Annotated in this window: 4 protein-coding genes; all 4 read right to left on the bottom strand. The window is 64.7% G+C overall.

Going from position 1 to position 21,909, the window contains the following annotated elements:
• Positions 1–9: 9 nt before the first annotated feature.
• From I9018_RS13880 to I9018_RS13865, 4 genes are read right to left on the bottom strand one after another with little or no spacing between them, the layout of a single operon-like run.
• Complete coding sequence (locus I9018_RS13880; protein ID WP_241109803.1) at positions 10–12,885, bottom strand: non-ribosomal peptide synthetase; 12,876 nt, start codon at positions 12,883–12,885, stop codon at positions 10–12.
• A 2-nt stretch (positions 12,886–12,887) separates the two neighbouring features.
• Positions 12,888–15,191, bottom strand: a complete 2,304-nt coding sequence (locus I9018_RS13875) for a condensation domain-containing protein (protein ID WP_241109802.1) — start codon at positions 15,189–15,191, stop codon at positions 12,888–12,890.
• Positions 15,188–16,720: an aromatic amino acid ammonia-lyase gene (locus I9018_RS13870; RefSeq protein ID WP_241109801.1), complete on the bottom strand. Its 1,533-nt coding sequence runs from the start codon at positions 16,718–16,720 to the stop codon at positions 15,188–15,190. The genes I9018_RS13875 and I9018_RS13870 overlap by 4 nt, the downstream gene beginning before the upstream one ends.
• Complete coding sequence (locus I9018_RS13865; protein ID WP_241109800.1) at positions 16,720–21,825, bottom strand: AMP-binding protein; 5,106 nt, start codon at positions 21,823–21,825, stop codon at positions 16,720–16,722. Before I9018_RS13865 ends, I9018_RS13870 begins: the two co-directional genes overlap by 1 nt.
• Between the last annotated feature and the right edge of the window lie 84 nt (positions 21,826–21,909).

The following is a 21,909-nucleotide window of genomic DNA, read 5'->3' as shown; positions in this document are numbered from 1 at the left end:
ATCCCTGATTCAGTCCTGCGTGGCGTTATCCAGCAGCTCGTTCAACGCCGCCGCGAGCACGCCGTCCTCGGTGAACGACAGGTCCAGCGCGTCCACCCCCTCCACTTCCAATACGCTGGCCAGCACCTGTGGATACAGCGCCAGGACGCTCGCCACGAACTGCGGATCAAGACGCGACAGTTCCACGGTCCAGAACACCGACAAGCGTTGGTCGATGACCAGTGCACTGACTTCCAATGCCGTTTCACTGCCATTTTCCGCCGCGCGAACAGCACCGGTATCCCCCTCGACACGCCAGAGGCGCTGGCCTTCGGTCGCACTACTGGTGCGCCCGAAATAGGTAAACGCCAACTCTGCCGGAGGCTGGCTGGCCAGGCTGCGACGCAGTTCAGGGTCAGGATCGTAAGTCCGCAGTACGCCATAGCTGGCCGCCAGCGTACGTGCCCGCTGCAGTTGCCCACTGATCGCACCCAAGGCTTGCGCGGGGCCGCCAGCACGTGGCAGGCGCAAACGCACCACAAAAGGAGTGGAGAACCAGCCCAGCGTGCGAGATACGTCCAGATCCTCGAACAGATCCCGCCCGTGGGTCTCACTGGCCAGTACCACATCCGGCCAGTCGCTGACCTGATGCAATGCCAGCAGCAGCGCGGTCAACAGCACTTCCTCGATACGCGCGCCCGTGCCGACTTGCAGGATCCGCGCCGACAACTCCTCGGACAAGGCTCCGCCAAGCACCTGAATACCGGGCGCGATGCCCGTCGCAGCACCGGCGACGGGATGGGCCGGCCCCAGTCGCGACTGCTCCATCCAATACCCCAGGTCGTCCCTCAGCGAACGCGACTCAGCCGTCGCCACCAAGCGCTCCACCCAACTGCGGTAGCTGGCGGTACGCGCTGGAGCGAATCGTTGTTGTGGATTGCGCAGGACCTGGTCGAGGTCGTCGATCAAGACCCGCCAGGACACGCCATCGATGATCAAGTGATGCGCGATGAGCAACAACCGCGGCTGGTCACCGGTTTGCAGGGCGGCCCGCAACAAGGGCCCCTGCTCCAGGGAAAACCCGGCATTGAGCGCCTCGCCCAGCTGTTCCAGGGTTTCTCCTGCCTGCAGCACCCGTAGGTCGAACAGCTCTGCGGCGCCCACATAATGCTGCTGCCAGCCATTGTCGCCACGCCGACGAAAGCGCAGCCGCAAGGCATCGTGGGCCTGGCAGACCTGCTCCAGTGCACGACGTAGCAGCGCTTCATCGCCCAACTGCTGCGCACCGAGCAGGATCGACTGGTTCCAGTGCTGAGGGACCGGCAAATCGCGGTCCAGGAACTCGGCCTGGACCGGCGCCAATGGACAGGGACCGTCTGGCGCCCGCTCCTGGCCAGTGCTCTGGCTCAAGCTGGCGACCGCCGCCAGCTCGGCGATCGTCTGGTGCTGGAACACCTGCTTGGGTGACAAGCGCAGGCCTTCGCGTCCGGCAGCGGCAACGATCTGGATGGCCAGAATCGAATCCCCGCCCAGGCTGAAGAAATTGTCCCGCAAACCGACACCGGACAACCCCAGAACCTGCTGCCAGATACGACTGAGGACCTCCTCGGTGCGGGTACGCGGCTCAAGCACCTGTTGAGCGCCATCAAGGCCGCCGAACAGCGGTTTGGGCAAGGCCTTGCGATCTATCTTGCCGTTGAGCGTCAGGGGCAGTTGATCGAGCACGGTGATGCTATGGGGCACCATGAAGTCCGGAAGGTGCTCGCCGAGCCGCTGCCTGAGCCGCTGCATGATCGGCTGCATCGCCCGATTGCGCAGCGGCTCGTTGGCTCCTGCCCCACTGCCGGGCACCGGTGCCCAACTGCTCGCGTCGGCCTGGAACAGCAGGTCACAGGCGAAAGGCTCGTCGACGGCAAACCGCGACTGCAACGACAGCCCATGGCGGTCGGCCAGTTGTGCGAAGAAGTCCAGGCCAGGTGCGCTCATCGACGGTAGATTCTCATCCGCCATCCGGGCCGCCAGCTGGCGATCGGCATCCAGGCGCCGGTTGGGCACGCCGGTGATCTCCAGGCTGTCGTTCCCCAACCGCTCCAGGCGTGTTTCAAGCCCGGCAACATCGTCCGCGAAAGCCTGCCACGGCAACGACACTGTGGATGAGCCGGCGCGGCGAGCATCGAACGTCAGGGCCGCATCGAAACGGTAGCGGGTCAGCTCGTTGTCGAATGCACCGCTCTTCAACCAGGTGATCAAGCCCGGTGAACGAGCAGCCATCCAGGGCTCGTTCATCAAGCGGGCGAAGAACGCGTTCCCCAGGTACAACTCCTTGTCCTGCACCATGGCACTGTCCGCTTGGGCGGCCAGTTGGTCGAGCGGATACTGCGCCCCATCGCTGGCGGCCAAAGCCCTGTGGAAAGCGGCCTGCAATGGGAGGCTACGCAGGTCCCCCAGGTAAATCCGTCCACCGGGTGCGAGCTTTTCCACTGCCTGGTGCAACACGCTGCACAAGTAGGTCGAACTGGGCAGGTACTGCACCACCGAGTTGAGCACAATCAGGTCGAAGCCAACCTCATCCAACCTCGCCAACTGATCTGCCGCCAAGTGCTCCAGGCGCACATGCTGCCAATCCGGGCGCTGGGTCGCCAGTAGCGCTCCCAGGCGCTGCACCACCGGCTCGGAGAAATCCAGGCCGACGTAACGTTCACAATCGCCGGCCAGGCCAAACAACACCATCCCGGTACCACAACCGATCTCCAGGACCCGTCGCGGCTTGAAGGCACGCATCCGCCCCAGGGCCTGATCCAGCCAGTCACGCATCTGCACCGCCGGGATCGCAAGCCCGGTGAAGCTGTCGTTCCAACCGGTCGTATCGAACGTCGGGTCGACCGGGCCATGGACCGCCGCCGATTCGTTTTCGTAAAAATAGTTGTAGACCGAACGCCACTCCTGCTCACGACCGCTCTGCATCTCCTGGTCCAATGTCGCCTCTACGTGGGTCCAGTCCGGGGAGACATACGCCACCAGGCGCTTACGTTGTTGGTCGTCTTCCAGCACGGTCACGACGCTTTGCTTGACCAGTGGCTCGCGGTTGAGCACGGTCTCGATTTCGCCGAGTTCGATGCGACAACCACGGATCTTCACCTGGTTATCGATACGCCCCAGGTATTCCAGCAGGCCGTCCGGGGTCCAGCGCGCCAGATCGCCAGTGCGATACAGGCGGTGTGCGGATTGCGGATCGAAGGGATCTGCGACAAAGGCCTTCTCGGTGACCTGGGCGTCATGCAGGTAGCCGCCCCCCACCGCGATGCCGGCAACACACAACTGGCCCACGGCGCCTGGCGGACACAGGCGGTCGTTTTCGTCCAGAACATACAAGCGCACGTTGCCAATCGGCCGGCCAATGGCGATGCAGGCCTGATCGTCGGATGGTGCCTGGGTCATCAGGTGATGCGTCACGTCATCGGAGCATTCGGTCGGGCCGTAGGCATTGAGCAAGGCAATGTCCGGAAACAGCGCGAACCAGCGTCGGCAAAGCATGACCGCCAACGCCTCCCCGGTGGAGAGCATGACCCGCAGGTCGGCGAAGGGCGGCGTATCACGACGCTGGGCCAGGCCCAGCAGCAGTTCGAGGAACGAAGGCACCGTCTCCAGGATGGTGATCCCCCAGTCATCGCAGGCCTGCATCAGCAAGCCGGGATCGCGCACGGTGTCGTCGTCGAGAACCCGTATCGAGCCGCCGACCATCAATGGGGCGACGAACTGCCAGATGGAAATGTCGAAGGTCTGCGGCGCGGTTTGCGCCAGGCAGTCCCGGGCACCAAGCTCCAGGTCGCTGATCTTCGCCCCCAGGTGGTTGATCATTCCTTCATGCAGGACGATCGCACCCTTGGGCGCACCAGTGGAACCGGAGGTAAACAGCACATAGGCCGGCTCGCGTTCCAGGGCCTGGGCCAGGGGCAACGGCGCACCGCCGATCTGGCAGCGCTCGACCACCAACAGCGGTCCATCCCACTGCAGCGCCGGGATATCGTCCAGCAAGGGCTCACAGGTCAACACGGCCTGGGCACGGGACTTGCGCAAGACCTCGCGCGAACGGCTCGCAGGGTGCTCCGGATCGATGGGCAAGTAGATTGCCCCCAATTGCCACAGGGCCAGCATTGCCACAACCAGCGTGGTGTCGCGCTTGAGCCAGGTCGCTACCAGCGAACCGCGCTGGATGCCTTGCCCGGCAAGGCCACGAGCCAACGCGTCGACTTTCTCGCTCAGTTGCCGGTAGTTGAAAGACTGCTCCTGATCGCCGATGGCCATGGCGTCCGGGGTCCGGCTGGCCCAGGTACGGAGCAACTGATTCACCGGACCCAACCCATGATCCTGGGTGAAACTGCCAAGTCCCCCTTCCAGTACCCGGCGATCGGCCTCGCTCGACAGCTCTATCTGCATGACCGGAGCATCCGGATCGTCCAGGGCCTGCTCCAGGAACACCTCAAGGGCCTGCAACAGCTGATCGATACTCTCCCGCCGTTGCAGGCGATTGTTGAAGATGGCGTCGATCGACAGGCCTTCGGCGTTACGGGTGACATTGATCTCCAGGTCCACCCGGGAGATGCCGATGTCCAGCGGTATCCTCTGCAAACGCGGGCCGCTGCGCTGGAGCTGGCCGTAGTCCATCGGCTCCTGGTAGGTGAAGGCGACCTGGAACAGGGGATTGCGGCTCAGGTCGCGAGTTGGCGAAAGCGCGTCGATCAGTTCGTTGAACGGCAAGTCACTGTGATCCAGCGCATCGAGAATCGTCGTGCGTTCAACCTTGATCCGTTGGCGAAAACTGTGTTCGCCCAGCCACTGCGAGCGCAGCACCATCTGGTTGACGAACAGCCCTACGGCATCGCCGCTGAGGGAGGAAAAGCGGTTGGCGACGTCGGTTCCCAGCACGATGTCGCGCCGACCCGTGATCCGCCCCAGCACCACGCTGACCGCAGCAATCAACAGCATGTAGGTCGAGGCCCCTTCAGCTGCCGCCAGTGCATCCAGCTTGGCCAGCAGCCGGTTGGGCAGTACATGGTTGACCACCGCACCACAAAAGGTCTCGACCTTGGACCGGGCGAAATCGAGCGGCAGCTCCAGGGGCGCCGGCAGGTCATCCAGTTGCCGGGTCCAATAATCGATCAGCACGCTACGGCGCTCGGCGGTCAAGCGACGGCGTTCCTCAGCGATATGTTCACGGTAACTGAAGGTACTCGCAGCCAAGTCCTGGGGCGCGTCGCCCAGGAGTATCGAAAACTCGTTGAGCATGATGGACAGCGACCAGCCATCGCAGACGATGTGATGCACGGTGACCAGCAAGTAATGATGCTGGTCGCCCAGGCGCAGCAAACGCGCCCGCAGCAAGGGCCCGCGCTCCAGGTCAAACGGCAGGCGCGCTTCCCTGCGAGCGTGCTCCAGGGCGACCAGGCTACGTTGCGACGAATCGACGTCACGCAGGTCCAGGGTGGCGAAGTCCAGTGCCGGTTGCTGGTTGAAGCGGGCCTGGACGCGCCCCTCATGTTCCTCGAAGGTCATGCGCAAGGCGTCATGCCGCGCGCTGAGCGTTTCCAGCGCCTGGACCACCCGCTGGCGATCGACATCGCCGACCATGCTCAGCAGCATCGAATCGTTGTATGCCGCGTGGTCGGGCAGAATCCTCTCCACCAGCCACAGCCGCTCCTGGGAGTAGCTGGCTGGCCAAAGTTTCGCAACCGGTGGCGGCTCCAGCGGCGATGGCGCCTGGCGCGGACTCTGCGATAAAGCCGCAACCAATGCTGCAAAACCCGGGTTCTCGAAAATCGTCCGCACCGACACCTTGCTACCCAACTCCTGGCTCAAGTGACTGGCCATGACCATGGCCCGCAAGGAGTTGCCACCGGACTTGAAGAAGTCGCTGTCGTTACGTTCTGGCGGTTGCAGCAGGGTCTGCTCCCAGATCCGCGCAATGCGCTGTGCATGGGTGTCGGCAATCGCCGTCGCGTGCGCCACAAACGGCTCCTGCGGCGCTCGTTCCTGCGCGCGCGCACCGCAGGCCAGGGCGATCAGGGCAGCACTGTCGAGCTTGCCATTGGGATTTCTCGGCAACGCGCCGATCCCCAGGGCCAAGGGTTGCATGCTGCTGGTCAGGGTTTGTTGCAGGTGCGCGCGGATCTTCGCGACATCGACATTGCCCCCCGGATACACCGTCGCCAGGGCAGCAATCGCACCGCTGTCGTCGATAGCACAAGCCGCATCGGCCACCCCCTGGACGGAACGAATCTGTTCCTCGATCTCTGCCAACTCGATCCGCTGCCCGCCCACTTTGACCTGGCGGTCCTGGCGTCCAAGAAACTCCAGTTGTCCGTTCTCGTCCCAGCGTCCCAGATCGCCCGTGCGATAGAGCCGTATGGGAGCCTCCCCTTCGTGCAGCGATAGCCGGCAAAAGGCCGAACCGGTCTGAGCTTCGCGCCGCCAGTAGCCTTCAGCCAGTCCCTGGCCACCGATGCAGATTTCCCCTGGTTGCCCTTCGACAGCCGGCCGGCCGTTGGCGTCCAGCAGGTAAATGGCGCCATTGCCTAACGCCGTACCAATACGCACCGCGCCTGGCACTAGCTGCCAGGCCGACGACCAGATGGTGGTTTCGGTAGGCCCATAGACATTGAAAACCCGGCCGCGCGCAGCTTGCAGCAAGTCATCGGCGACATGCTGGGGCAGCGCTTCGCCGCCTATCAGCAACGTGTCCAGGCTGGCGATGGCGGCACGGCTGCGCGTGTCGCTAAGCAACTCGCGCAGGATCGTGGGCGTGCATTGCAGGTGGGTCACGCCATGACGGGCGCACAGCCCGGCCACCGACAGGTCCGCCCAGGCCGGTGCCGGTGGCTGCAGCTCGCGACGTACCTGGTCAAGCCGCTCCAGGCCGTGCAGGACTTGCGCGTCAGCGATGCCGAAATCGATGAGGCAGGCGAATTCGTTGACACCTATCTGCACCAGCTCCCGTGCACGCTCGACGCAGTCCTGCACACTGCCGATCAGGCTGGCGCTGTGCATGTAGCGCTCAAGGCCACGGTCCACCAGATAATCCAGGTCTTCCTCGCGAGCGGAGTCGACCATCGGGCCGAAGACCGAGCGGGCCAGGTCCACCGACGACATCAGGTAGCGCTTGAGTGGTCCGCGGGCCACTTGCTCCGCTTCATCCCGGGTTGCCGCGACAAAGCTATGCAGCATCAGGCTGACCGTACCCGAGCCTGCCGCGGCCTGGCGATAACGCTGGATATTGTCACGCAACGCGCCAGTGTCCTGGGCCAGCAAGTGAGTCAGCACTCCCGCCCCCATATGCCCGGCCGCCTCGAAGGTCTGCGCGGCACTTGAGGCCGATAGCCACAGGGGAATCGACCCCCGCACAGGCAGCGGAAAGGTCGAGACCGTCTGCTCGCCGGCACCACGATCCAGCGTCAGCGCTTGCCCACGCCACAAGGCACGCAAGGTATCGACGGCCGCCACGGTTCGTTCACGACGCTGGGCAAAGCTCTGCGGCCCTCCATGGGCCAATAGAAAATCGTTCTGGTCCCAACCCGAGGCAATGGCGATACCGGCGCGCCCGTTGGACAGCACATCGACCATTGCCCAGTCCTCCGCTACCCGCAAAGGATCGTGCAACGGCAGTACCAGGGAACCGGCCCGGATCTGCAAGTGCTCGGTGGCCACCGCCAGGGCCGCGCCACTGACAGCGGGATTAGGGAACGGGCCGCCAAAAGGATGGAAATGCCGCTCCGGCGTCCAGATAGCATGGAAACCGAGCCGATCGGCCCGGCGAGCGGCCTCCAGCATCAACCCATAAGCCTGGGGTCCGGGCTGGCTGGCAAAGAAGAACAGGCTGAACTGCACCGCAGGCAAACTGGGCGGCTGGGCGCAAGCAAGCAGGGCCTGGGCGCCTTCATGAATCACGATGCTCGCGCCTGCGGTCAGGGGATAGAGCAGTTCCAGCAGGGAAATGTCGAAACCGGCCGACGTCAGCGACAACCAGGTACTGCCCTGGATCGACCCCAGGCGCTGGGTCATGGCGTCAAACAGGCTTGCCAGGGCCTTGTGGGACACCAGGACACCTTTGGGACTGCCAGTCGAACCCGAGGTATACAGCAGATAGGCCGGATCGTCCGGAGCTGGACCCGGTAGCGCCTGCGTCGGCATGGCCGTAGGCGCCAGCAACTCATCCAGGGTCAGGTGCGGCCAACCCGGCACGGCCGCCGGGTCGTCGGTGATGATCAAGCCCGGCTGCGCATCTCGCAAAATGGCCTGGTGCCGCCCCGCTGGGTGTGCCGGGTCCAATGGCACATAGATCGCCCCCGCTTCCAGGGTACCCAGGAGCGCTGCGATATAGCGTTCCGACCGAGGCGCGAGTACCGCGACCCGGCCGCCTGCCCCTACTTGCTGGCGAATACGCGCACGGGCCCACGCCGCCCGTTTTCCCAGCTCCGCATAATCGAGCACCTGCTCGCCACAGATCACGGCCTTGCTGGTGGGCGCGCGGACGATCACTTGGCGGATGCTCTGGATCACCGTCTGCACGGCAGGTGCCGACTGGTCGCTGGCAGCGGTAGCCTCGCCCTGCCAAGGCACATCGGGAGCCGCCTGGGCAGTCTCGGTCAAGTCTGCCCATGCCGCGGCATACAGGGCAGCCATTCGCTCGCGCTCAGGCTCGGACAAGGCATCGCCCTTGGTCGCCAAGGTCAGCTTGATGCTGTCGTCAAAGGGATCGACCGAGAAGTTGGCCACCCACTTGAAGCTGGAAGCCTCATGCGCTCGCAGCGCCTGCAGCTTGACCCCCAGACTCTCCAGGTCCGAGGCAATGTGGTAATGGGTGAAGTAGAACAAGGTGTCGGACAACCGGTGCCCGGCGTTGAGCTCCTGAATCCGGGCCAGTGGCAACCGACGGTGTGGCATCACCTCGCCTTCGGCCTGCAACGCCAACCGTCCGAGCTCCAACCAGGAAGCGCGGCCCACTCGGGCCTTGATCGGCACGCTGTTGATGAACAGGCCGACGAGCTTTTCACCGTCGGCCTGCTCGGGGCGTCCCGTCATGACCATGGACGTCAGGCAATCGGCCTGGCCACTGAACTGGCTGAGAACCTTCAGATGCACGGCGAACAACAGGCTCTTGAGCGGCAGCGAATGAGCCGCACTGATGGCCCGCAAGCGCTGCGCCTGATCGGCGCCGATAGCGACCGCATGCACCTGCACCGCGCTGGCGCCACCGGGAACGCGCGTCGAGGAGCCCAGCACGCCTGACGGCGCATCCTCCAGGTAGCGCTGCCAGAACGCCCTGGTCTCGGCACTGGCGAGCGCTTGTTGCTCAAGCACCATGTAGTCGGCATAACGCGTCACCGGAGCTGCCGGCAGGGGCTCTTGCTCCAGCAACGCGCGATACAGCCCGAACAGTTCCATCAACAGGCTGACATCACTCCAGCCATCGATGACAGCGTGATGAAAACTCATCGTCAGTTGCACGGTGTCGCGGTCCAGGCACTGCACCCGCAGGCGCATCAGCGGCAGTTCGTCGATCTCGAAGGCACGCTCCTTCTCTTCATTGAAGGCTCGATCGATCAGGACCTGCCGGGCCTCTTCGTCATGGCGGCTCAGGTCCTCAATGACCAGGATGTCCGCACCCTGTCGATGGACCAATTGCAGCGGTTCGCTGTAGCCGGTAAACGCAAAGGTGGTGCGCAGGGCTTCATGCCGCGCCACCAGCAAGCGCGCAGCCTCGCGCAAGGTGTCAAGCTGAGGAGAAAACGCCAGCCGATAGCTGAAGACATCGAGATAGACCGCGTTGTCTCGCTCCAGCTCGTAGTGGAAGATCATTGCCGCCTGCAACTGGCTGATCGGGTAGGCGTCGACGACCGTGGCGGGCAACGCCTGGCGATCGCAGGCCTGCAACAGCGCAAAGGGCTCGACACCCGCAACGCTGTCGCTGGCGATCCCGACCACTGCGGCCAAGGCGCGGATCGAACGCAGTTCGAATACTTGGGCGACACTCAACGACAGGCCCTCACGGGCAGCCAGGCCGACAATGGAAATCGAACGGATGGAGTCCAGGCCATTGTCGAACAGATCATCGGTCACGCCGATCCGCACGCCACCGAGCACCTGCATGACAATGTCCAGCAGCCTCTGCTCCAGGGGCGAGGCAGCAGGTTCAAGGGAGCAAGGCAGTGGCGACGCCGGCTGTTGGCTCGCCTTCAAGGCCAGGGCCTGTCGATCGATCTTGCCATTGCCGGTCAGTGGCAAGGAGGCCAGCACGGCCATGCGTGCCGGCACCAGCGCCGCTGGCAGCAGGTTCCGGGCATGTTCACGCAAGGCCTGCAGTTCAAGCGTGCCCTCGTCCTCGACGCTGACGAACGCCGTGAGCGACTCGACACCCTCGGCACTACAGGACTTGATTACCGCCGCGGACTTGACGCCCGGCGCCAACTCCAGGCAGCGCTCGATCTCTCCCGGCTCGATGCGCATGCCATTGAGCTTGAACTGGTCATCCAGGCGCCCGAGATAATCCAGGGTACCGTCAGAGCGCATCCGGCCACGATCACCCGTGCGGTACAAACGCCCAGGGTCCCCTGGGATGGCAACAAAGTGCTGCGCACTCTCCTGCGCCCTCCCGCGATAGCCAAGCCCCACGCCTCGCCCGGCGATACAGATTTCACCGATGGCCCCCACCGGCAATGCCCGGCACTGTCGATCGCGCACACTCATCTGTACGTTATCGATGGCGCCGCCGATAGGTGCCGGCGCACCGTCCGGCCAGGGCCCGTCGATCAGCGCCCAGGCACAGCCGACCACCGTCTCGGTCGGTCCATATTCATTGAACACCCGGGCTGGCTGGGAGCCTCGGAGCCAGGGCTCGATCACCGGGTAAGGCAGCGCTTCGCCGCCGACCACCAGGACCCTGGTGGCGCCCGACAGCACTTCGGGCGGCAACAGCGTATTGAGCAAACGCAAGTAGGACGGCGTGGCCTTGAGCAGCGTGATGTCCCCTCGACGCAATTGCGCGCACACCTGCTCGACTTCCGCGCCCGCCCCATGGCCCTGCGAGCCTTCGTCCACCAGCAACAAGCGCTGGCCCACGATCAGCGGCCCCAGCAATGCCGTCAGGGTCAGATCGAAGGTGACCGGCGACTGCACCAGGGCGCCGCGACCTTCTGCCAGGGCGTACTGCCGGGCAGCGTATTGCAGGTAGTTCGATAGGCCACCGTGGGTCAGCTCCACCGGTTTGGGCAAGCCGCTGGAACCGGAGGTGTGCAGGATATAGGCGATGTCCTGCGGATCGACCGCCTCCGCCGTGGCAAGCCACGGCTGATCGCCAACCTGCCGGATATCGAGCCATTCACAGCACAGGTCGCAGGCCAAGGCCTCGACCGAGCCCACTGCCATTGCCGCTCCAGCGCCCGTCAGCAAGGCCTGCAAACGCGAGGTGGGCAGCGAAGGCGCTATCGGCATGAAGACGGCGGCACATTTGAGGACCCCAAGGATCGCCGCGACGCAATCGACGCTGCGGGGCAGCACCACGCCCACGACATCCCCGCGCTGCACGCCCCTGTGCTTCAGATCATGGGCGATGCACCTGGCATAGTGATCGAGCTGCTGATAGGTGAGCATTCGCTCGCCACCCACCGACTCGATGACGATAGCTGAAGGCTGCCGTGCAACCTGCTCCTCGAACAGGCTGAGGAACGGTCGTTGCCAGCCCGGTACATCAGGACCGGTCGAGATCGCAGCCAACGCATCCACGGCGCTCAGAGGCAAGTCCTCGAGCGGGCAATCGGAAGAGTGCCGCAGGCTCTGCAAGGCACAATGGAACGCCTGCTGCAACGCTTGTGCGGTCGCGCCATCCACCACTTGGGGGTCGTGGTAAAGCTGGACCTGCAACCGGTCGCCCAGGCGATGACAGGTCAACCCCACGGGAACGGCACCGGCCATCCAGTCAATGCCCTCCACGCTCAGCGGCCCCATCGTCGCCTGGGGTGTGTCGATCCAGACCAGGCCAGCATCCGCCGGCCGGGCCGGCGCATCGAAGTCCAGCGGTTGGTCCAGGGCCGGTTCTTCACCCAGGGCCGTCATCAGCTGCGCCACGGACATCGTCGGTTCCACGCCGATGTTTACTGGCACCGCGATACGGTAGGCGCCGACACCCGCCTGATCCCCCACGATCGACCTGATGGAGCGGGAGAAGTCCAACGCCGGTGCACCAGCGACACGAAACCGCAAGAGCACCGACAGAAACGCCGCCACGCACTCCAGAGGGCCAATGCCCACTCCATCCTGGACCTGCGTGCGAGGGACCGGGGCCTGGGCGGCCCCCATCCAGGCACTGGTCTCGGGCGCCGGATACACCGCAGGCCGGCACTGGGTCTCCAGCCAACCGGCGACCTCGCTGAAGTCCAGTCGGGAAGCAGGCGCCAAGCCTTGCAGTTCGCCAGCCAGTTCCTCACAGAGCAACAGCCAGCTTTCCGGATCGACCAGGACGGCCCTGTGGCGCCAGGCCAACAAGGTCGGCCCATCGGCACAAGGCACCAGCAACGCATCGCCCAGCCAGTCGGCCGTGACCTGGGGCATTTGCATCAAGCCCGCTTGCAGCGCCTGCGCCGCGGCCTCGGGGTCGCCCGCCTGGGGTAGAGTCCGGATCAAGGGTGTCGCCGCGTCGTCCCGTTCCAGAACGGGCTGGCGCCGTGTCGCCGGGACCCGCAAGCGGCTGCGCAGGGCCTCATGGCGCTGCCAGACAGTGCCGAGGGCGAGCTGCAGTTGCTCAAGCCCGATGCTGGCATCGACGGCCAGTCGGCAGACACCCACGCGGGTGCCGGCGACACTTTCACCCATCCACTCAACGACCTGATGAGGAGCTGCAGCGGTATGCTCATGCATCTTTAAAACTCCTTGGGCAATGATTCGTGTCGCTGCTCTTGTGTCATCGCCACGAGTATTCGACGTGGTGCGGTAAAGGGCTCTCGCCCATGAGCAGTCAAGCGGTTGTCCACCATCAACACATCCCCCTGCTGCCACTCAAAGGAGAACGAGGCCTCGCGGTAGGCACTGCGGATCTGCTGTATCCATTGGCTCGGAATCGGCTCGCCATTGCCAAGGCAGGTCTGGACCGCCTGCAACTGCGCGACATCCAGGCCGGCCGCCACCTCGCCCAAGGCCTCGGACAACGCTGCCGGGTGAAACAGGGCGGCGTGATTGAACCAGACCTCCTCACCGGTATCGGGGTGGACGACGGTGGCGGGCACCACCCAGTCCGCCACCAGCTCATCCGCCCCACCTGGCGAGAAGCGGTAACCCAGCGGCTCGTAGCGCCGGTAAAGGGTATCGAGGTTTTCCACCGCGAAAGCCTGCTGCCAGCTCAGGCCCAGCCCGGGCCGGAAGCGTCGGCGGTACATCACGCCATGCTGTCGAAAAGCAGCGCGGATCGACTCGGGCAAACACTCCAGCACCCTTCGGCAGTCGGCCAGGGGCGTACGCCCACCCTCGTGCGGCGGGGTGTGGCAGAAAAAGAACAAGCGCGCCGGCCAGCTGGTGGCATAGGCATTCTCATTGTGGAAAAAAATCCATTGGTCCGACGGGTACTCGGTGGAGGTATAGACCCCCGCTGCCACTTCGGTCCTGGGCGTGGATCGTTGCAGGTAGGGCAACGGCTCGCCGCCCAGCTGTTGCACCACCTCGGCGAACATTTCGCTGTCCGCCAGGTTGAAGCCACGAAACAGCACGGCTCCATCACGCACCAGATGCGCTTCAAGCACCTGGCGCTGACTGTCTGCCCAGCGTCCCAGATGCACATCCCGGGATCGGCACTGCACCCGTGTCGGCTCGGGCGCAGCCTGGGCCGGCATGATGCTGACCAGATCAGCGGCGATATCGATCCGGCGCCGGCTAGGAACGAACGCCGGAGCCCCGCCTTTTGGCCGCCCCGGCTCCAGAGGCGCATCGGGGGAAAAAAGCAGCGCATCCAGCCGGGAACGGAAACACTCGGCCAAGGCCTGCGCCGTCAGCTGGCTGCGACTGGGATCGATGATCACGCTCCCCCTGAGCCCCTCGCCTTGCTCCCACAACTCAAGCAGGACCGGAAACTTCGGCTCAAGCCCCGGGATGCCCGTCACTTCGACCTCCAGTCCCTCCAGTTGCAAGGGCTGGCGCGGCATGTTGTGGAGCACGAACTTGCCTTCGAACAGTTGTCCGCCCGGTTGCCGGCTGGCCTCCACAATCGACGGGTACGGCAGATGGGCATGGGCCAGTGCGTCGAGCCCCAGGCGGTGGGCCTGCTGTATTGCACCGGCACCGGTCAAGCCCTGTCCGGCCCGCCAGCGCAGCGGGATCTGGTTGACGAACATGCCGATGACCGGCTCATAGGCTGGATCGGTTCGTCCACCGAAATCGGTTGCCAGCACCAGGTCATCGCGCCCCAGCAGGCTGGCCATCGAGGTGGCGAAGGCACTGAAGCCCAGCGCGAACGGCGAGACTTTCCGGGATCGTGCCGCCGCCAGCAAGGCGCCTGTGGTGGCGCCGTCCAAGTGCAGGTCCTGGCTCGATGCCGTGCAGCCGCTCTGGCTGGCGATCTGTCGGCTATGCGCCAGATGCTGCTCCCAGAAGCGCTGTGCCTGCCCCCAGGCCGGCGTACCTGCCCGGGCTCTTTCAGCCCGGGCGTGACTGATGGGCGAAGCGTCCAGCCCGGGCAGGCAGGCGGCAGCGCCCGCGGCGTAGAAGCCGGCCAGGTCGCGCTCGAACACACCCAGCGACCAGCCGTCGACGATCAGGTGATGAGCCACTACCACCAGTACATGGTGATCCACCGCCAACCGCGCCAGGCGCAGGCGAAACAACGGTGCCGCGGACAAATCGAATGGCCATTGCTGCTGGCGTTGCATCCACTGGGACAATTGCTCGATGGCAACCTGCTCCACCGGCAACTCGACTGCGACTTCGGCCAGCACTTCCTGTTCCAGGCCCTGGGCACCGACGACGAAACGCGTACGCAAGCCGGGGTGGCGTCGTACCAATAACGCCAATGCCTGCTGCAGGCGCACGGTGTCCAACCGGCCACGCAGGTCCAAGGCCAGCGCTTCCTGATAGGCACTGCCGGCACGACCAAGCGATTGCGTGACCCAAAGCCCCTCCTGGACTCGGCTGGCCGGGCCCCGGTTCTCGACGACCGGTGCCCCACAGGTATCGTTCATTGGTCCTGTATCTCGGCCAACTGCCGGGCAATCACCGGCGATTCATGGCACAACGCCTGGGCACGGCCGATCAGGTCCGCCATGAGCTGGTCTTCGCGCACAAAGGGAATCTCCTCACGGACTGCGGCATGAACCTTTCGCCCGCGCTCGGACAACTGCAAGCCCGGATTCATGTCGATGGCCTGGCAGGCCGTCAGCAGCTCGATGGCCAGGATGGTTTCGCAATTGTCGAGCACGGTCTCAAGCTTGTAGGCCGAGGTTCCCCCCATGCTCACGTGGTCCTCCTGCAAATGGCAGGTCGGTACCGTGTCGACCGAGGCCGGATTGGACAGCACCTTGTTTTCATTGAGTAAGGCGGCGCTGGTGTACTGCGCGATCATGAACCCGGAGTTCAAGCCCGGCTTGGCCACCAGGAATCCTGGCAAGCCATTCTGGCCGGAAAGCAACTGGTAGGTACGGCGCTCGGAGATGTTCGACAGGTCGCTGATGCCGATCGCCGCGAAATCCAGGGCGAATGCGGTGGACTGACCGTGCAGGTTGCCGCAGGTGAGAATCTGGCGAGTGTCTGGAAAGACCAATGGATTATCGGACACGCTGTTGCACTCGTTGCCGATGATGTTTTCCAGATAGCCGACCACCTGGCGCGCCGCCCCATGCACTTGGGGCGCACAGCGGAAGGAGTACGGGTCCTCCATCGCCGGATTGCAATGGGGCAGGTCCGCATGGTTGCTGCCCTGGGTCAGCAGCCGCAGGTGCCGTGCCACCTGGGAGCGCTCCGGGTGCAGGCAGGTCTGGTGGATCTGCGGATCGACAAAACTGCGCGCCGCGCTGAAGCCCATCATGCTCATGGCCGCGCACAGATCCGCCAGGGCCACCAGGCGCTTGGCGCGAACCGTGGCCAATGCGCCCAGTGCATTGAGGTACTGGACACCATTGGTCAGGCACAGGCCATCCTTGGGCTGCAAGGTCAACGGAGCCAGGCCCAGTTCCTGCAGGACCTGTGCCGAGGGGCGTAGCCCCCCTCGATGCCAGACCTCGCCCAGGCCAATCAGGGGCAAGAACAGATGAGCCAGGGGCGCCAGGTCGCCACTGGCTCCCACCGTGCCTTTCTTGGCAATGGCGCCTACGACACCGTGGTTCCACAAATCGACGATGCGCGTGACCGTCGACAGGCTGACACCGCTGTTTCCGGAGCGAAACGTCAATAACTTGATCAAAGTGACCAGGCGACTGATCTCCTCCGTCACCGGTGCGCCTACTCCACAGGCATGAGACTTGAGCAGGTTGTGTTGCAGGGTGGACAGGTCGGCCGGATCGATATGGGTCGTGCATAACGAACCGAAACCGGTATTGATCCCATAGTGCAAGGCATCGGAACCGGCTATCTCCAGGACAAAGCGATGGGCTCGGTCGATGTGATCGACCACGCCTGGGTCCAGTCTCAGGCTACAACCACTACGGGCGGCAGCCACCAGGTCCTCAGGGCTGAAAAAGCGGGCATCGATGATGATCGGGATTGCAGCTGACATCAGTGGACCTCAACGCAAGGGGTGGGTGTTAGTTGGCTATGGACAAGGCTGGCCAGGGCGGCAACCGTTGGTTCAGCAAGAAACTGCGCCAGCCCGATGGCAATGCCCGTCCGGGTCTTGAGGAGGTTGAGCAATTGCATGGCATGGATCGAATGTCCGCCGGCGGCAAAAAAATCGCTGTTCGCCGCTGGAACACCTTCGTGGGGCAATACCTCTTGCCACAGCAAGGCAATGGCCTGCTGCAGCCGTAGCAACTCGGGCAACGGCGCGGCCGGGGCGCACGCCAGGTCCACGGTCGGCAGCGCCAGGGCGGCCACTGCCCGCCGGTCAAGCTTGCCGTTACGGGTGCGTGGCAGCTCGGCAACGGTCACGATCAATGAGGGCACGGCCGTCAACGGCAGGCGTTCGAGCGCGAAGCGCCGCAACGCCTGCGGTGTCACGGCGTCCTGCACCTCGACATGGGCAATCAGTTGCGGGCCTGCCTCCAATGGGCGCAGGCTGGCGATGGCCGCATGGACACCGGGATAAAGGCACAGGACGCTCTCCACTTCCTCCAACTCGATACGCACACCGTTCAACTTGACCTGGTTGTCCCGACGCCCGATGACTTCAAGCAGCCCATCGGTGTTCCAGCGGCCCATATCCCCGGTCCGATACAGCCCACGGCCATCCGTCGATTGCGAAGCCAGCAGGACGAAGCCGCCCTCTTGCGCCGCGCCGTCATAACCATCGCTCATGTCGGCCGTACGCAAGTAGATTTCGCCCAGGCTCCCGATAGGCACAGGCAGCCCATCCACATCGCGGATCTCGACCGTGCGCCCGCAAATCGGCTGCCCCACCGGAATCCGCACGCGCTCAAGATCGGCCAAGGTCACTCGATGCCAGCAGGCCGCCACGGTTTCCGTCGGGCCATAGAGGTTGATCAGTTGCAAATCCGTGCCCCCACGACGCAGCAACTCGGTCGCCAGGGAGGCTGGTAACGGCTCGCCAACCGTGGCCAGCACCTGTAGTCGGCGTGGCCAGATGGCGCTGCAACGCAGGGCCTCGGCGAGCAGGCTCGGGGTGATCTGCAGACTGGTCACCGCAGTCTCATCGAGCCATTGCAGCAGCCGGTCCGGAGCCAGGTCGGCGGTCCGCTCCGGCAGCACCAGCGATGCCCCATGGCACAACCCGCCAAAGATTTCGCATAAGGCTACGTCGAACCCTGGCGCGGCGATCTGTGCCACTCGGGCACCGGGCCCCATGCCAAGCGCGCTGACCTGCCACTGCAGATAGTGGCTGAAGGCCTGATGCGATTGCCTGACTCCCTTGGGCTGCCCGCTGGAGCCCGAGGTAAAGACCAGGTAGGCACTGTCCCGAGGCGCTGCCTTGGGCAGCGGTCGCGGCGTGGTGACGAGCGTCGCAGACACCTGGCACCCCAGGCGGGCGCCCTTCGCAACGGGCAACCACAGCGCCTCGTCGGCCAGGCTTTCGAGCAGCAAGTCGCTGCCACTGGTTGCCAGCAGGGCCTCTTGGCGCTTGCTGGGCAGGCGGGCATCGAGCGGCATGATGGCGGCTCCCGTTTTCAGCCCCGCCAGGAGCCCTACCAGCCAGGGAATGGGATCGCCACTGCGCACCGCGACCAGGGTCGGACTCCACTGCTGCAGAATCTGTCGGGCCAGTCGGTCGCTACGCTCTTCGAGCTGCCGGTAGGTCAAGGTTTGCTGCGCGCTCTGGATCGCCACTGAATCAGGACGGGCCAGCGCCCATGCGCTGATCAGCGCCGGCAACGTAGCCGGGGCATGATCGAGCCGGGGCGTGGTTTGCCAGCCGCGCTCGGCAGCCTGGTCGACCAGCGCCTGCAACGATTGCTCCGGCCCCTGCGCCGCCGCGCAGATCATCCGCTCCAGCCTCAAGCCGATCTGGCGCGCTGTCGCGTTGCTGAAGGCGCTGGCGTCGACCCGCACCACCCCCTCCACGCCATTGGCTGTTTCACAACTGACAATCTCGATCGGCTGTTCAAGGGCCTCTGGGCCCAGCCCGCTGGAACTGAGCGTGAGATCACCGACCACTACCTGGCTGCGCTCATCGCGCAAGATCAGCCGCTGCCATTGATCCGGCACCTGTGACACCGCGGCCACATGCACCGCTGCGACCTCGAACAAAGGGGCGGTATCGGAACGCACCTGACGCAATTGACTGCCAATCTGTTCCAGGGACGCACTGGCGTGGACAAAGCAGCGCCCCAGCTTGAAACCGATGTGGCGGGCGGCCTTGACGAAGGACTGGTCGGCTGCGAGCTCGGCCCGAACCGGCGCCACCCGGGTGCCATAGCCCGGCCGTTCGCCAAGGTCATCGTTGATGGGCACACCGATAACCCGGTCCCAGTGGCCACTCAGGCGCCCCAGCACGGCGAACACGCACGTCAGCAGCGTCACGAAGGGCGTCTGCCCGCTGGCTTGCAGTAAACGCTCGAACGCCGCGTGGTCCAGGGAGAAAGGTATGCAATGGGGTGGCTGTGGCCAGTCGCTCCTGAAATCCTTCGGCAATACCGTGGGCTGGAACGATGCCAGCTCGGTGCGCCAGTACCCCAGGTCGGCTTCGCTTGCAGCACGCGGTGCCAATGGCTGCGACCTGGGCTTGCCCGAGGCCGGCAACAGCAGATACCGGGCGATCCAGAGCATGCTCCAGAAATCGACCGCAACGTGATGCACCTGCACCAGCAAGGTCTCGCCCGGGTCATCCTTGGAGCTGGCCCGTACCAGGCGCAAAGGGCCTTTGGCCAGTTCGAAAGGCTCGCTACAGCATGAACGCAACAGCGCGAAACGCGCCTGCACGGGGCTGTCCAGCCGAGCGACCGCAGCAGGCGAATGCGCCTGGGCAAACACCACCTCGGGCCCAGTGGCGGTCGTCAAGACCCGCATCCCCAGCGCTGGCAAGCGGTTAGGCAAATCCGCCGCCCGTGCGACCAGCCGATCGATGGCTGACACCGTCCCCGTCACCGCCAGTGCCAGTGCCAGGCTGTAGGCTCCATCGCCCCGCTCTACCCGGCGTTGCAAAATCGAGCGTTGCCCGGCCCGCAACGTCGGTTCGGGCACGGAGCTGGGTGAGCGCGATGGCGGCATTGCCGACTGGTCACGCAACCAGCGTCCCAGTTCGGCCAGGGTCCAGCCGTCATACAAGATGGCCAGCGGAACATGAATGGCCGTGACGTGCGAGATCCGCGCAAACAACTCGGTAGCGGCCAGTGAATTCAAGCCCAGCGCCAACAGCGAGGTCTCCACCGCGGGGGCCTGCGGCAGATTGGCTGCCAAGGCCGCTACCTGCGCCAGGGCTGCACCGATCGCAACGGCTGTGCCTCGTGCGCCGAGCGTTCCGGCCAAGCAAGCCAGGGCTGCATCCAAGCCATCGCCCAGCGTCGGTGAAAGCCATACGCCCCGGACCTTATAGTCATTTGCCAAGAGCTTGCGCCGGGCTTCGGCACGCTGGATCTTGCCGCTGGTGGTCATGCTGATCTGAGCCCTGGCCACCCAGACTATCGCCGCCAATGGGTGTTCGCAGGCTCGAGCGATCGCCTGGGCCAGCTCGATCGTCGAGCGTGCTGGCGCCAGCGTGGGCAACTCGACCAACAACACCAGTTGTTCGCTATCCCATGATTCGCAGGAGCGCAGCCCCAGCGCCTGGTCGAACTGTTCGCCGGTCAGGGCCAGCGCCACCATGCGCGCCTCGCTTAGCAGCGGGTCGGCACCACGCGCGGTCTCCTCGATGTCATCCGGATAGATGTTACGCCCAGCGACAATCAGCAGGTCATTGAGCCGGCCCGTGACATAGAGCTCATTCCCGAGGAAGAAGCCCAGGTCCGCGGTACGCAGGTAATCAGTTGACGAGTCCCCGGCCAGGCGCGCCCCGAACCTATCGTCTGCGCGCCCCCAGTAGCGACTCGCAACGTGTTCGCCCGCCACCCAGATCTCACCGATACGCCCCTCGGGCAGCGGGTTCAGGCTGTTGGGATCGACGATGCGTATATTCGCCCCGGGCGCCACCGTGCCGCTGCTGACCAGGACCCTGGCCGGTTGTCCGGCCAGCGCCAGTTGCGCGTGCCCGGTGGCCAACGCCTGGGGACACAGGCTTGTGCCCACCGCGGGTGAACGCTGGCGGTGCCCGGCACTGAGCAAAGTGGTTTCCGCAAGGCCATAGCAGGGTAGCCAGGCGGCCGGGTCGAATCGGCAGGCTTGCATGGCCGCGGCAAAACGCTCCAGTGTCGCCGCCTTCACCGGTTCTGCCCCGTTATAGGCCACGCGCCAACTGGACAGGTCGATCCCATGCAGCCGATGCGGATCGTCGATAGAGGCACATATCCGATAGGCGAAGTCCGGGGCGCCGCTGGTGTGGGCCCGATAATCCGAGATCATCCTCAACCACCGCTCAGGACACTCCTGAAAGGCCTCGGTGGGCATCAGTACCGCCTCGGCCCCGATCAACAACGGGTGCAGAGCCGCGCCCACCAGCCCCATGTCATGGAACAGCGGCAACCAGCTGGCGAACCGGGTGTGGCTGTCGTGGGAAAAGACCGTCGCGATCATCCGTGAGTTGGCAGCCAGTTGCCCATGCGTCACCACCACCCCTTTGGGAGCGCTGGTGGAACCTGAGGTGTATTGGATAAAACAGGTGTCTTGCGCATCGGCGGCAAAGGGTGCGATGGACTCCCCGAAGACCTCATCCACTGCAATCAGTCGTGTTGCAGGGACGCTATCGCAGAAACGGGCCAAGGCAGGTGTCTCGCTGCCAAGCACCAGGGCAAAGGGCTGGCAGTCGGCCAGGACATGCTCCAGGCGACCGCGGCGCCGGCCATTGAGCGGCACGGGTACGGCCACGGCGCCAGCATGCACGATGGCCAGGAAGCCACGGATGAATTGCGCGGGGCTGTTGCAGCCCAGGACGATCGGCTGGCCCGGCAGTACGCCCCGGGCCCGCAGCCCACCGGCCATCCCGGCAACCTGGCGGGCCAGCTCCCCATAGGTAGGGCTATCGACCTCTGTACCTTGTGTATCCAAAAAGCGAAACGCCACCTGGTCGGGCTTCGAATCAGCGTGACAAGCCAGGACCTGCGCGAGACTGATGGGCAATGTTCGCTCCTTGAACTGTCGAATTCCGTATTACCTATCCAAGGCGGTCGCCGCGGCGGCCGGCAACGTGATCCGCATCAGGCA

Source organism: Pseudomonas sp. MPFS, assembly GCF_022537035.1.
In the GTDB taxonomy this organism is placed as follows: domain Bacteria; phylum Pseudomonadota; class Gammaproteobacteria; order Pseudomonadales; family Pseudomonadaceae; genus Aquipseudomonas; species Aquipseudomonas sessilinigenes.
The sequence above is the reverse complement of the archived record's forward strand: the minus strand, read 5'-3'. Positions and strand labels throughout refer to the sequence as shown.

Coding starts and splice junctions, on each gene's coding strand:
- I9018_RS13875 (WP_241109802.1), bottom strand. CDS start 15,191: ATGAACGATACCTGTGGGGCACCGGTCGTCGAGAACCGGGGCCCGGCC.
- I9018_RS13880 (WP_241109803.1), bottom strand. CDS start 12,885: ATGCATGAGCATACCGCTGCAGCTCCTCATCAGGTCGTTGAGTGGATG.
- I9018_RS13870 (WP_241109801.1), bottom strand. CDS start 16,720: ATGTCAGCTGCAATCCCGATCATCATCGATGCCCGCTTTTTCAGCCCT.